The sequence below is a fragment of the Paenibacillus phyllosphaerae genome (genome assembly GCF_014192105.1).
GTDB lineage: Bacteria > Bacillota > Bacilli > Paenibacillales > Paenibacillaceae > Paenibacillus_Z > Paenibacillus_Z phyllosphaerae.
Map to the genome: position 1 here is coordinate 243,688 of NZ_JACHXK010000005.1, position 13,037 is coordinate 256,724.

At 59.3% G+C, this 13,037-nt stretch carries 10 protein-coding genes; 3 read left to right on the top strand and 7 right to left on the bottom strand.

From position 1 onward, the window contains the following. Positions 1-52: 52 nt before the first annotated feature. From FHS18_RS13590 to FHS18_RS13605, 4 genes are all read right to left on the bottom strand, one after another. Positions 53-463: a hypothetical protein gene (locus FHS18_RS13590; RefSeq protein WP_183600607.1), complete on the bottom strand. Its 411-nt coding sequence runs from the start codon at positions 461-463 to the stop codon at positions 53-55. Between the two features lie 104 nt (positions 464-567). Beyond that, positions 568-2,502, bottom strand: a complete 1,935-nt coding sequence (locus tag FHS18_RS13595; RefSeq protein WP_221401309.1) for a DEAD/DEAH box helicase — start codon at positions 2,500-2,502, stop codon at positions 568-570. A gap of 103 nt (positions 2,503-2,605) precedes the next feature. Next, a complete protein-coding gene (locus tag FHS18_RS13600; RefSeq protein ID WP_183600819.1) occupies positions 2,606-3,688 on the bottom strand; it encodes a Gfo/Idh/MocA family protein in 1,083 nt (360 codons plus the stop codon). A gap of 24 nt (positions 3,689-3,712) precedes the next feature. After that, positions 3,713-4,357, bottom strand: coding sequence for a GntR family transcriptional regulator (locus tag FHS18_RS13605; protein WP_183600608.1), 645 nt, complete (start codon positions 4,355-4,357; stop codon positions 3,713-3,715). A gap of 352 nt (positions 4,358-4,709) precedes the next feature. Here FHS18_RS13605 and FHS18_RS13610 point away from each other — a divergent pair, with 352 nt between their 5' ends. Beyond that, a complete protein-coding gene (locus FHS18_RS13610; protein ID WP_183600609.1) occupies positions 4,710-5,858 on the top strand; it encodes a tyrosine-protein phosphatase in 1,149 nt (382 codons plus the stop codon). A 65-nt stretch (positions 5,859-5,923) separates the two neighbouring features. Here the strand turns inward: FHS18_RS13610 and FHS18_RS13615 are convergent, their stop codons facing one another. From FHS18_RS13615 to FHS18_RS13625, 3 genes are all read right to left on the bottom strand, one after another. After that, entirely contained in the window at positions 5,924-7,027 is a 1,104-nt protein-coding gene (locus FHS18_RS13615; RefSeq protein ID WP_183600610.1) for a nitric oxide synthase oxygenase, read from the bottom strand. Between the two features lie 228 nt (positions 7,028-7,255). Then, on the bottom strand, positions 7,256-8,242 hold the full coding sequence (locus FHS18_RS13620; RefSeq protein ID WP_183600611.1) for an EAL domain-containing protein: 987 nt from the start codon (positions 8,240-8,242) through the stop codon (positions 7,256-7,258). Positions 8,243-8,330: 88 nt separating this feature from the next. Next, positions 8,331-10,319: an elongation factor G gene (locus tag FHS18_RS13625; protein WP_183600612.1), complete on the bottom strand. Its 1,989-nt coding sequence runs from the start codon at positions 10,317-10,319 to the stop codon at positions 8,331-8,333. A 271-nt stretch (positions 10,320-10,590) separates the two neighbouring features. Between FHS18_RS13625 and FHS18_RS13630 the strand changes: the two genes are divergently transcribed. Further along, complete coding sequence (locus tag FHS18_RS13630; RefSeq protein ID WP_183600613.1) at positions 10,591-12,108, top strand: ABC transporter substrate-binding protein/permease; 1,518 nt, start codon at positions 10,591-10,593, stop codon at positions 12,106-12,108. After that, positions 12,101-12,823: an ATP-binding cassette domain-containing protein gene (locus FHS18_RS13635; RefSeq protein ID WP_183600614.1), complete on the top strand. Its 723-nt coding sequence runs from the start codon at positions 12,101-12,103 to the stop codon at positions 12,821-12,823. Before FHS18_RS13630 ends, FHS18_RS13635 begins: the two co-directional genes overlap by 8 nt. The last annotated feature ends 214 nt before the right edge of the window (positions 12,824-13,037 follow it).

A 13,037-nucleotide genomic window follows, 5' to 3' on the forward strand; every position in this document is an offset into this window, starting at 1 on the left:
TTACAGGAAGGTAAACTTAAAGCCACCAATCCGTGAGGGTTGGCGGTTTTGTTTACTTCTGGTCCATAATCCATTGTTCGTCGTAACCTTTAGATACTGGCTCGTGAATATCGCCAATATTATCAATTGCACGATACCACGCGGTTAGAACCTCACCGTTCGATAGGTACTGGATCTTGTAAATGGTGTTGGCGCTCCCACTTTCACCGAACGGACTATCCTTGGAATTCACTTTCTTTATTTCCTCTACATGTCCTCCATAAAACTCAATGACCCTATGAATCTCAAGCTTGTGCATGCGGTTGAGTCGATGATTCATCAACAAATAAATGGGTAGCCCAATCACTATGCACCAGAAGATGATCTTAACGACATTTCTCGTATTCTTACGATGCTTTATAACTAAGATGACGCCCGAAATAAATAAGATCACGAATAGCAAAAAAAATAAAACTCCCATCATCGCCCTCCCAAAAAACTACATCCCTAAATTTTGGCACAAAAAAGAGGAACAGACAATCGGCCTGTTCCTCTTCCAGTTGGTTATCGTTGTTCAAGGGGAGAATCTTAACGCCCTCTGCGCTGCGGACGACCGCCGCTGCGGCTGCCCGAACCGCCACCGCGATTGCCTGCCGGCGCTCCGCTGCGTCCGCCTTGGCCGCCACGGCCTTGCGCACCGCCGCTCGAACGCCCGCCACGGCTACTGCCGCCGCGTGCGGATTCGCCGCTTGCGCCGCGACCGGTGCCTCCGCGTGTAAATTCGCCACCTGCGCTACGACCGCCTCCGCCGCGCGTAAATTCGCCGCCTGCGCTACGACCGGTGCCGCCGCGCGTAAATTCGCCGCCTGCACTGCGTCCGTTGCCGCCGCGTGCGGATTCGCCCCGTGCAGATTCGCCGCTTGCTCCGCGTCCACCGCGATTGTTGCCGCCGCGCGAGAAGTCGCCGCTTGCTCCGCGGCTGCTGCCACCGCGTCCAGTACGCGCGCCATCCGGCTTGTTCCAGATGCCCGTGTTCGCACGCGTCGGGCTCTCCTCTTGCGCGAAGCCCGCGTTACCGCGGCCTAGGTTTGCGCGCACTTCATCGCGCGCCTCCCAGCCGCCAGATCGTGCGCCGCGCGCCGAATCCTCGCGTACAGCCGCACCAGCGCCGCGTCCGCGTGAGCCAGCCTGGCTCACGCGTGCGCCTCCACGGCCTCCGCTTGCCTTCGCTTCCTCTCGCCCGCCGCGACCACGGCCCGCGCTCTCCTTGCCCGCGCGGCCGCCAGCCGCCGCGCCGCGACGCCCAGCCGGAGCTTGCGCTCCTCCGCGGCGCGGTTTGCGCTCGTCATCCTTACTGCGGCGCTCGCCTTTCTCCACCGCTTCGCCCGGAGCTACATCCACGATCCGGCCGCCGTCGAGCCTTCTCTTCTCAAGCGTCTGGCCGATGCCCTTCTCGATCGCCTCGAGCGCATAGCCGTCGCGCGGCGTAGCGAACGTTACCGCCAGACCGTCAGCGCCAGCGCGGCCCGTCCGGCCGATCCGGTGAATATAGCTCTCCGTATCATGCGGCATATCGTAGTTGTACACGTGCGTGACGCCTTCCACGTCGAGACCGCGCGCCGCGATATCCGTCGCCACCAGGAACTGCAGTCTCGCCTCGCGGAACCGCTTCATGACCTGCTCGCGCTTCGCCTGCGACAGATCGCCGTGAAGCTCGTCCGATGCGTAGCCCGCATCCTGCAGCGCTTCGTTCAGCGCTTGCGCACGGCGTTTCGTCCGGCAGAAGATCATCGCCAGATAAGGCGTATTCTCATGCATCATGCGGATGAGCGCATCCTGCTTGCCGCGGTCTGTCGTCTGGACGACGAGCTGGCGAATGCCTTTGACCGTCACTTTCGGCGCTTTGACCGTAATATCCTTCGGCTCGCGCATGAAGCGCGTCGCAAGCGAACGCACGGCCTGCGGCATCGTCGCCGAGAACAGCATCGTCTGACGGCGAGCCGGGATTTTCGAGATGATGTCTTCCACTTCATTCAAGAAGCCCATATGCAGCATCTGATCCGCTTCATCGAGTACGAGCATGTTGACTCCGCCAAGCGAGATCGTCTCCCGGCGCAGATGGTCGAGCAAACGTCCCGGCGTTGCGACCGCGATATGGACGCCATTGCCGAGCTTGCGCATTTGCGCTTCAACATCCTGGCCGCCGTAGATGGCGACCACTCTGAATCCCGATTCCTTATTCAGCCACCGCTTGAGCTCATTGGTGATCTGCAGCGCCAGTTCCCGCGTCGGCGTCAGGATAAGCCCCTGCAGCTTCGGCTTCTCCGGGTCGAGTTTCTCGAGCATCGGCAGCAGGAAAGCCAGCGTCTTGCCCGTTCCCGTCTGCGCTTGGCACACGACGTCCTCGCCCTTCAATATGACCGGAATCGCGCCTTCCTGGATCGGCGTCGCTTCCACGATGCCGCCGGCGCGCAATGCCGCCGTCTGCTCCTGTGATATGCCTAGTTGTACAAAATCCGCCAAAATGGCCACCTCATTTATCTATATATGCTATATGCATTATCCACGGTAAGCGAACAACTCTTCTATCCTATCACAAATGACGGCAGAAGACCTTGCTATTCTGTTATCTCTGGCCCCATGGTTGTACGGTCGTTCGCACAGCTTCCCCGCTATCGATAGCTTTCGTCATCATCAGCGACAAATAGTGATCCTGCGCCGCCTCCGCCAGACTATAGAAGGAAGTCCCATCTGCCGCGTATTCGCCCATCCGGACCAGACACGCCGCAATGGCGATCTCGTCGTCCGAGAGCCTACCCGGGGCAAAAGGATTCCGGTACAGCCATTCCGCGCCCAGCGTCACGCCCGCATGATAATAACCTTCCAGATTACCGTCATGCCCCGTATCGACCCGCTTCATACCTAATTCGACCGGCGTCCGGTAATCCGGCAGCCAGCGCACGTCGTTATTCACGATCTCGCCGCGTTCCCCGCGCACGAGCACCCGGTTCCCCCGGATCCAGGAGAAGTATTGTTCCTTGGCAAAATCGAACACCGCGCTGCGCCCGTCATCGAATCGCAGCGTCGCGAGCTCCTGCACCGAATCGGCGATGCCTTCCGCTTGCGGAGGTCCGCTGCGGTCTGGCCCCTTCGTTAGCGGCCCTACGAATCGCTCCCCGCGAATCGCCGCCTCCTCGAAGCCGACGCCGAGCAGATGACGGATCAGGCTCATGCCATGATAAGCATGGGCAGCCGATACCTGCACATGGGAGACCGCCCCCAGCCGGCCCGAGCGAACAACCGCAAGCCGCGCCGCATGCATCGGCTGGAATAGATATTGCTCGGCGACCTGGATGCGCGCCCTAGGACCTACACGCTCCCATAATGCCGTAAGACTCGTCAGATCCTCAGCGGGCGGTGTCTCCGACAGCACGGGCACATCCGCATCGGCCAACGCCGCCAGGTAGTCCGGACATGCCGTCCGCGATACGCTTACGACGGCGAAGGCATAATCCGGCTCGTGCAAGAAATCCGCCATCGACTGAACCGTCCGGACGCCCCACTGTTCCGTGATCGCCCGCCCCTTCTCCGAGTCGCGGACGAGCATGCGCGTCACTTCAAAAAACTGCGGCAGCGCAGCGGCAATCCGTAAATAGAATGCCGCCCGCCAGCCGCCTCCGATAATACCGAACCTAATGATCGCTGACATCTTAATCACCTTACGCTCCTAACGTTAGAAGCGCCCTTCCCGGAATGCCCGCTCACGCAGCGCGGCAAAGCCTTGCAGCACCCGCTGCTTCAACCGGTCGTAATCGCCGGCCTTGATCGCTTCCATCAGCTCTTCGTTCATCCGGCTCGCGGAGAAGTGCTTCTGATGAGGCGTCCGCTTGTAATTCACGATCGCCGCCATCGTCAATTTATCCTTGAAGCTATCCATGATCGTCAGCATCGACTGATTGTTCGCAGCGGACAAGTAGATGCTCGTGAATTGATGCGTATGCTCCAGATAGGCCGCATAATCGCCTGCCTCGGTAGCCTTCTGCTGTTTGCGAAGCTCCTCTTCCAGCTCTGCGACATCAAAGCCGCTTTCCCGCTGGGTCACGATTTCCGCCGTATAAATTTGAAAGGACACGATCACCTCGAACATATCGAGGATTTCTTTGCCCGAAACTTCTTTGACCAGAATTCCGCGATTCTTGAGCGATACGACGTAACCTTCCGTCTCCAGGCGCGACAGCGCGGTCCGCACCGGCGTCCGGCTCATGCCGAATTCGGCGGCCAGTTCGTTCTCGGACAGCAGCGTGCCTGGCATGAATTCGCCATGGATCAGTTTCTTGCGAAGGCCGTTATAAATGTGATCTGCTAATGAAATCGTCATGAAGAAGTCCCCTTATCTATATAGCCGTCATGGTGAATCGGCTAACGCCCAAGATCTTGGCGCAAGCGCGATCATTCCGGTGAAATATAAGCTTAAGTATGGTGTGAAACTTATCGTTACATGTTTTCCCCAAAAGACAGAACGAAGACCCCCCGCTTCACAATTTCTGGGGCGAAAGGAGCATCGTTAACAAAATTGTACGTTTTGTCCCATAGACATGCAAGTAAATGACTTCCTGTTCTGACTGGCCTTCACGAAACCTTAACGCGTCGATGACGATCCGTAAACAATGTGCCCCCATAATCACACTTGTATACGACTTACATACAAACTCTCTAGGGGGCTTATATTTATGTTAAAGAAAACAATCGTTCTCAGTGCTGTACTCGCGGTCTCCCTTACGCCGGCTGCCAGCTTTGCCGCATCCGTGCAACCTGCCGTTAAGACGCAGGCGGCTGCAGCATCCGTTAAGCAAGGCGCATTCACAAGCGCAAGCGTCGTTCGCAATTCGAATGGCACGTTGACGGTCCGCTGGACAAGCAATCAGGACCTTGGCGCAGCCAAAGTGTATTGGAGCACAAGCCCGGAAGGCGGCTGGCAGGAGCTGGCCCGCACTTATACGCGTTATAACGGTTATGTAGCGAAGGATCCGAAACCGGGCAGCGTCGTGTATTACAAAATCAAAGGCGGCAACGGCGCTTCGATCGTCGTCGGCGAGCGCAAGCTCCCGCTGAAAGGCGTAACGAACTTCCGCGATCTGGGCGGCTATGCGACGACTGACGGCCGCTCGGTCAAATGGGGCAAGCTGTTCCGTTCGGACGAACTGGCCGGCCTGACCGCCGAAGACAAGACGTTCCTGCAATCGGTCGGACTGAAAACAAACGTCGACTACCGCTCCTCGAGCGAAGTGAAAGCAAAGCCGGACCCGACGATTCCCGGCGTCACGTATGTGAGTAACCCGGCCATCAAAGAAACCGCGAGCGACAACAGCGGCGGCGCCACCGATCTGGCTTCCCTCCTCGCCTCCGGCGACCTGAGCGTGCTTGGCGAACCCGGTGAACTGCTGATCGATGCGAACCGCCAGTTGGTGCAAAATCCGGAGGCATACGTTGAATTGTTCGATCTGCTGCTCGACCCGGCCAATGCCGCCCTCGTTCAGCACTGCACGGCAGGCAAAGACCGCACAGGCCTGGGCTCGGCGCTCATCCTGCTCGCGCTCGGCGTGCCGAAGGAAACCGTCGTCGAAGACTTCCTGCTCAGCAATACGTACCGTGCCGCTTACAATAAAGCTGCCGTGGACGGCATCGTGAAGCAGATGAACCTGACGGACGAGAAGACGATCGAAACGTTCAAGGCGCTGATGGAAGTCCGTAAGGAGTACATCAACGCAGCGTTCGACGAGATGCAGAAGTCGTACGGCTCGATCGACGGCTTCTTGACCAAAGGCCTCGGACTGACCGCCGAGAAGCGCGCGCAGCTGAAGAAGCTATACCTGAACTAGTCTTATCCATACGAAAGGGTTGAACAGGCCTCCTGCCTGCTCAACCCTTTTTGTGGCGTACCCGCTTAGATCAGCCCGTCCTGCGCAAAAAAATTCGGCGTATGCTCGGTCGCGTCATACCTGCTGTGGAACATATGCGTCGTCGCCGGCGACAGCGGCGGAATGAGCCACGACCAGCGCCCAGTAATATCGCGCCCTTGCTTATGTTCATTCTCCTCGAACCTGGCGAATTGCTTGGCAGCGGTATGATGGTCGACGATGGCGACCCCGGCCTGCCGGTAGGAGTGCAGCACCGCGACGTTCAGCTCCACAAGCGCTTTATCTCGCCAGAGCGTAGCTTCGCTCCGCGTATCCAATCCCATTAGCTTCGCCACCTCGGGCAGCAAATCGTAACGGTCGCGGTCAGCCAAGTTCCGCGCCCCGATCTCGGTTCCCATATACCAGCCGTTGAATGGAGCCGCCGTATAGGAAATGCCGCCGATCGCAAGCCGCATGTTCGCGACGAGCGGTACCGCGTACCACTTGAGCCCGAGCACATCGAAGCCGGCAAGCTCCGGATGCCGCAGCCGCACCTCCAGCACGAGGCCGGCCGGCAGCTCGAACAGCTTGGGCGATGCGCCGCCAGCTTGCAGCAGCAGCGGCAGGACGTCGAAAGCCGTGCCGGCCCCGCGCCAGCCGAGCGACTGGCAGTACGCCGTCAGCTTGGCCGAGATCGGATCGCCAACGATGCTTCCGTCCGGTTGCGCGTAGCCCGCATACCGAATGAGCTGGGCGTTCCAGATGCGCGGCCCCTTCCCTCCGGCTTCCTCCTGCGGGAAGATGGTGATCGCCGGCCGAATCTTGCCGCCGTTCGTCGCATAGGCGATATGGCGCTCGATCGCTTGCGCCATCTCCTCTTCCGTAGCGGCCAGCCGCTCGTCGAACACGTGCATCGTCTCCCAGAACAGGCGCCCGATGCAGCGCGTGCTGTTGCGCCATGCCATTTTGGCCCCGTGGACCAGTTCTTCCGTCGTGTGCGTATAGGTGCCGGCAAGGACGATGGACGCTTGAACGGCTCTCACGCGCGCGTTCGTCTCCGATTCGGTGTGCCCCAGTTCCGCATAACAAGTCCGTATAAACCGCTCCGCTTCCGCCGCCAGCTCCCGATGTGCCTTTACTGCTTGTTCCATCCTCCTGCCACCTCACTCTAGTTCATGAAATGCTAAGAAGAGGATTTGTTCTGCGCTTCGCGCGCTGCTCTGCCTTAGAATTCCCGCTCCAGCTGCCCCTCTGACAGGCGGCAAGCTTGTGTTGTTAGTATTATACAGCAAACAAGCACCCTAAACGGGTGCTTGGCGATGGCAACATCTTGACGATATTGTACGTAAACTGTGAAGTTTCACTCCGGGGAAATGCCCTTAACCTTCGACCGGCGCGGGTTTCCCGAACATATAGCCCTGGAACAATTGGAATCCCGCCTCCCGCAGCCAGGCGTAATCCTCGGGCGCTTCCACGCCTTCCGCGAGCGGAGTCGCGCCGATCTGCTGCGCCGCGCGAAGCAGTTTGAGCGCTACCTCCTGCTTCGCGGCGGAAGCCGCCACGCCGCGCACATAGCCCATATCGAGCTTCATATAATGCGGCTCGATCTGCTGCAGCATCTCCACCGTGCTGAACCCCTCGCCGACATCGTCGAGCGCATAGCGGAACCCGCGCTCGCGATAGTAGGTCAGAATCCGCTTCAGGTGGTCGATATCCTCGACGTATTCGGTCTCCACGACCTCGAAGACGAAGCGCGAAGGCTCGATACCGAGTTCCGAGGCCAGCCCGACCGTCGAACGCAAGCAATGCTCCGGCGAGTAGATCGAGGTTGGGATGAAGTTGATGAATACCTTGCTGGGCAACTTGGCTGCACTGCGCACGGCCGTCATCCGGCACAAGCGGTCAAGCGCGTACAATCTGCCCCGGGATTTGGCCGCCGAGAATACTTCGAGCGGCGAGGCAAGCGTCCCGTCTTGCCGCTTGAACCGGGATAGAATCTCATGCGCGTACAGCTCGCCCTGCGCATCCATAATCGGCTGGCAGTACGGCACGACCCGCCCTTCCCGGATGATCGCGTCCACCCAGCTTGCGTCGAGCAGCGGTTGAATATCGCTTAGGCTGCGCCACTCTTTGTCCGTCGTCAGACGGCAGCGGATGGCGCCTTGCTCCATATGGTCTTGGCTGAAATCGATAAAATCGGCCATGCCGGATTCATGGATCGTAAGATCGGCAGCGCTGCTGCTGACGAGAACGTTGCGGGAATGAAGGTAAGGAACGATCTGCTCCAATACCTTCGTATTGTGTGCGCCTGTCACCTCGATGCAATATTGCAATTCGAGCGGCAAGCAGCTTTGGCATTCCGACATCGATGTACACCGCCTGATTCTCATACTTTAGAACTAATCTAAAGTGTAACATAGCCAGGCGAGGGTGTAAGGCGTTATATTTCGCCAGTTACGTCGAGAGCGCATTCCGGACGGCCAGGATGTACTTGGCTTGATCAAGCGGATTCACTCCGCGTCTGGTCCGCTCGGCTTCCACGTCAGGCGGGCATTCCTGATAGCCCGCGAAGAAGGCGGACAACGTGCCGCGTCCTTTCGTCATCGAACCGAGACGGGCCGGAAAATCGAGCGAAGCGGCCACAGGCAGTAGCCCCTCGATCTCCATCCGCTCCCCATGCACGGTCGGCGACTCGAATTCGGCGCGCATGAGCATCAGCTCGTTCATCAGCTTACCGCCGTATTCCTCCGGCACGGACAGCCGGAAGCGGAGCAGCGGCTCGAGCAGCTTGGTCCCCGTGTTCGCAAGCCCGTCCATAATGCCCATCGGCGTCGCGATGACGAAATCGAGCGGGTGCGTATGCCACACATGATGCTCGCCCTCCACGAGCGTAATCCGAACGTCGGTCACCTCCCAGCCGCGCAGTCCCTGCTGGAGCGCTTCGGGTACGCGGCGGGCTACCTCGTTCTGATAACTGTCGAGCAGGCGCTCATTGCGCACGACCGAGCTGTAGACAACGCCGCTGCCCCGCGGCCCGGGCTCGATGTGGAACCGCAGAATCGCCCAGCACGGCTTCGGCGCCAGATACGCGACGAAGCCTTCTCCTATTGCAGCAGGCGTTTCCTTATAAATAACGGTCGGAGCGCCGAACGTCACTTCAAGCCCGAAACGGCTGAGCAGCATATGGGCGAGCACCTCCATCTGGATCTGACCCATGACCTTCAGATGGAGCTCTCGTTCGTCCTGCATCCACTGCAGATCGAGCTGCGGGTCTTCGTCGGCCAGCTCTTGGAACGCAGCCACGACGGCGGGATATTCCGCCTCGCTCCGCCAATGGACTTGCACGGTGAGCAGCGGTACGGCCAGTCGCTGCTCGCCCGGCACATGCGCCGGCGAGCCGACGATATCGCCGATCCGCGCCCGGCTCCAGCCATAGACGGCAGCGATATCGCCCGCGGCGAGCAATCCGATATCTTCCGTCCGCTGCCCGATGATCCGCCGAATCTGCGTCACCTTCTCCTCCAGATCGCGCGAGTGGTTCCGGATGGATTCCCGGTTGCGGATCGTGCCGCCGTAGAGCCGCACGTAAGCGATGCGTCCCATGGCGGGATCGCGCTCGATTTTGAACACGACGCCGGATACTTCGCCCTCGGGATGGATAGCCGGGGGAGGCAGCAGCCGAACGACCGCCTCGAGCAGCTCTGTCACGCCGATACCACGGCCCGATGCGCCGAATAGAACCGGGAATAGCTCGCAGCTATGCGTGCCTTCTATTAGAAGCGACTGCAGCGCTTCATCGCTAAGCCGCCCCTCTTCCAAGTACGCCTCCATCGCCTCTTCGCTGCGCTCCGCGCACATGGCAGCCAGCTGCTCGCGGTAGGCAGCCGCCCATGCAGGCAGCTTGTCCTCGGCCAGCAGCCCATGGACCGAGGCGAAAGCGCCTTCTGCGCCATCCGGGGCATTGACCGGGGCCGCTTGCTTGGTGAGCAGCCGGTGGATTTGGCCGAGGACCCGGTCTTGGTTCGCCCCGATGCGGTCCATTTTGTTCACGTAGATCAGAGTCGGAATCCGTTGGGCACGCAGCGCCTGCCAGATCACCTCGGTCTGAGCCTGAACGCCTTCTGCCGCGGACACGATCAGTACGGCGCCATCCATCACGCGCAGGGAACGCTCAACCTCAGCCAGAAAATCGACGTGGCCCGGCGTGTCGACCAGATTAATCGCGGTGTCGCCCCAAGTAAGCCGGGTTACCGCCGCCCGAACCGAGATGCCGCGTTCGCGTTCGACATCGAGCCAGTCCGTCTGCGTCGTGCCGCTGTCCACGCTGCCGAGGGCGCGCAGCTGGCCGCTATTGTAGAGCATCTGCTCGGTTGTCGTTGTTTTGCCGGCGTCGACGTGAGCGAACAGCCCCACATTGCGCAGCCCTTGAAGTGGTAAGGTCATAGCCGATCGGCCTCCTTTTTATGCACGGAAGTAGTAGTTCTATCATGCGCAATCGCAGGTAAAGTTTCAAGAGCGAACGCGCGTTTACGCATGCGAGGGGCAGGTTGGCGAGAAGGTTAAAGGCGTGGAAGGATAGCTGTCCGCCGGCTCCGTTACGAAATTCGTCACCGCAGGCAGGAATTTCCGGTGTTGAGGAATGGGATCGTTTTGGGTATAGTATTCAGGTGCGAATATTTATACACAATTTATACAGAAGAGGAAGACATCCAAGATGAGCAAATGGTTCAAAAGGGCCGTTACCTCGCTTGCTGCGCTCCTGCTCCTGCTAGGCATTATAGGCGGTACAGGCTCTGGCCTGCTGACAGCCGTAACAGGCAGCACCTTGGCGATTGCCGAAGGGGCTGAGAGCACAGCGACAACAGGCGGCGGACAGACGATTGTAATGGGAACATCGCCCGACTACCCTCCATACGAGAACACCGATGCGAAGAACGGCGGCAAGGTCGTTGGCCTCGACATCGATATCGCGCAAGCGATTGCCGATAAGCTCGGCTATAAGCTGGAGATTTCCGGCATGGATTTCAGCGGCTTAATCGCCGCGTTGCAGACGGAGCGCGTCGACTTCGTCATGTCGGCCATGTCGGTCACGGAGGAACGGAAGCAAAGCATCGACTTCTCCGATTCCTACTATGCGGCCCGCAACACGATTGTCTCGAAGAAAGACAGCGGCCTGACGACGATGGCGTCGCTCGAAGGCAAGAATGTCGGCGTCCAGCTCGGATCGACGCAAGAAGAAGCGGTCGCCGGGATGGAATCCACTTCGAAGATTACGAAGCTCGACAAAATCCCGAACCTTATTCAAGAGATCAAAGCCGGGCGCATGGACGCGGCAATCGTCGAAGATGCTGTCGCATGGGGCTATACCGATGCGAATCCGGATCTGCAGTTCACGATCCTCGATCCGAACCCGAATGATCTTGGTTACGCGATCGCGTTCCCGAAGGGTTCGGAGCTGACGGCGCAGTTCAATGCCGAGCTCCAGAAGATGAAGGACAATGGCGAGCTGCAGGCCATTATCGATAAGTGGTTCGGTGCGTTAGGACAAGACGATAGCAAGAAAGTCAGCAAGTCGGGACTCGACTTCAGTATTCTTGACGGCTACGTCGGTTACATTTTCAAAGGCATATTCGTAACCTTGCTGTTCACGTTCGTATCCGCCCTGTTCGGTTTCATCTGGGGCGCGATTCTTTCCCTGTTCAAAATCTCGAATATTGCGCCGCTGCGCTGGTTCGCCACCGCCTACACGTCGGTCTTCCGCGGCACGCCGCTTCTGCTGCAACTGTTCTTGATTTACTATGCAACGCCGCAGCTGTTCAATTACGATATCCCGGCTCTCTTGGCCGCCGGTCTTGCCTTCGGCCTGAACTCGGCCGCTTATCTATCGGAGACGATCCGCGGCGGTATTATGGCAGTCGACAAAGGCCAGCGTGAAGCTGCGATCGCACTCGGCATTCCGTACAAGACGATGATGTTCAGCATCATTCTCCCGCAAGCGGTCAAGAACATCCTGCCGGCGCTGGTCAACGAGTGCGTCGCCCTCGTCAAAGAGTCGTCGCTCGTCTCGGTCATCGGCGTGGCGGACCTGATGCGCCGCGCTAGCGTCGTGCAAGCCGCTACGTTCCGGTCGTTCGAAGCGTTGCTGCTCATCGGCGCCATCTATTATGTGCTCGTACTGCTGCTGACTTCGCTTGCAGGACTGCTCGAAAGGAGGATGCGTCGCAGTGATTAAAGTGGACAACATCAGCAAGACGTTCGGCAAGCTAGCCGTCTTGCATGGCATATCGACAACGGTAGAACGCGGCGAAGTCGTGGCGATCATCGGGCCGTCCGGCTCCGGTAAATCCACCTTCCTGCGCTGCCTTAACCTATTGGAGGTGCCGACCAGCGGCACCATTACGATCGACGGCGTGGACATCACGAATCCGAAGACGGACATGATGCAAGTGCGCCAGCGGATCGGCATGGTGTTCCAGCATTTTCACCTGTTCCCGCACATGACCGTCATCGACAACATTACGTTCGCGCCGATGCGCGTGAAGGGTCTCTCCAAGGAAGAAGCCCGCGCCAAAGGCTTGCAGCTGCTCGAGCGCGTCGGCCTAGCCGACAAGGCGGACGTCTATCCGTCCAAGCTGTCCGGCGGCCAGAAGCAGCGCGTCGCGATTGCGCGCTCGCTCGCCATGGACCCCGACATTATGCTGTTCGACGAACCGACCTCGGCGCTTGATCCGGAGATGGTCAAAGAGGTGCTCGCGGTTATCCGCGACCTCGCTTCCTCCGGCATGACGATGCTGATCGTCACGCACGAGATGAATTTCGCCCGCGAAGCCGCGGACACGATCTACTTCCTCGACGGCGGCCGCCTCATCGAGCGCGCCGCGCCGGAAGAGTTCTTCGTCCGCCCGCAGAGCGAGCGCGCCGCGCGCTTCCTCGAGCAGGTGTTATAAGGAAAGAAACAAAAAACCCGTTCCCCCATCCGGTGGGAACGGGTTTTGTTGTTTCGAAGCCGGAGTTCGCGTGCGGCGCACTCTGTAGTCGCACGATTGCTACTGCAGGCAGGCCGCGCTCGCTCCCTGGTCCCTGTAGTCGCACGATTGCTACTGCAAGCAGTCCGCGCATGCTCGCTGGTCCTTATAGTCGCACGGTTGCTACTGCAGGCAG

What these genes read in the sequence shown, in the direction of transcription:
- FHS18_RS13605 (WP_183600608.1), bottom strand. Translation starts at nt 4,357, where the DNA reads ATGACGATTTCATTAGCAGATCACATTTATAACGGCCTTCGCAAGAAA.
- FHS18_RS13610 (WP_183600609.1), top strand. Translation starts at nt 4,710, where the DNA reads ATGTTAAAGAAAACAATCGTTCTCAGTGCTGTACTCGCGGTCTCCCTT.
- FHS18_RS13625 (WP_183600612.1), bottom strand. Translation starts at nt 10,319, where the DNA reads ATGACCTTACCACTTCAAGGGCTGCGCAATGTGGGGCTGTTCGCTCAC.
- FHS18_RS13590 (WP_183600607.1), bottom strand. Translation starts at nt 463, where the DNA reads ATGATGGGAGTTTTATTTTTTTTGCTATTCGTGATCTTATTTATTTCG.
- FHS18_RS13620 (WP_183600611.1), bottom strand. Translation starts at nt 8,242, where the DNA reads ATGTCGGAATGCCAAAGCTGCTTGCCGCTCGAATTGCAATATTGCATC.
- FHS18_RS13630 (WP_183600613.1), top strand. Translation starts at nt 10,591, where the DNA reads ATGAGCAAATGGTTCAAAAGGGCCGTTACCTCGCTTGCTGCGCTCCTG.
- FHS18_RS13600 (WP_183600819.1), bottom strand. Translation starts at nt 3,688, where the DNA reads ATGTCAGCGATCATTAGGTTCGGTATTATCGGAGGCGGCTGGCGGGCG.
- FHS18_RS13615 (WP_183600610.1), bottom strand. Translation starts at nt 7,027, where the DNA reads ATGGAACAAGCAGTAAAGGCACATCGGGAGCTGGCGGCGGAAGCGGAG.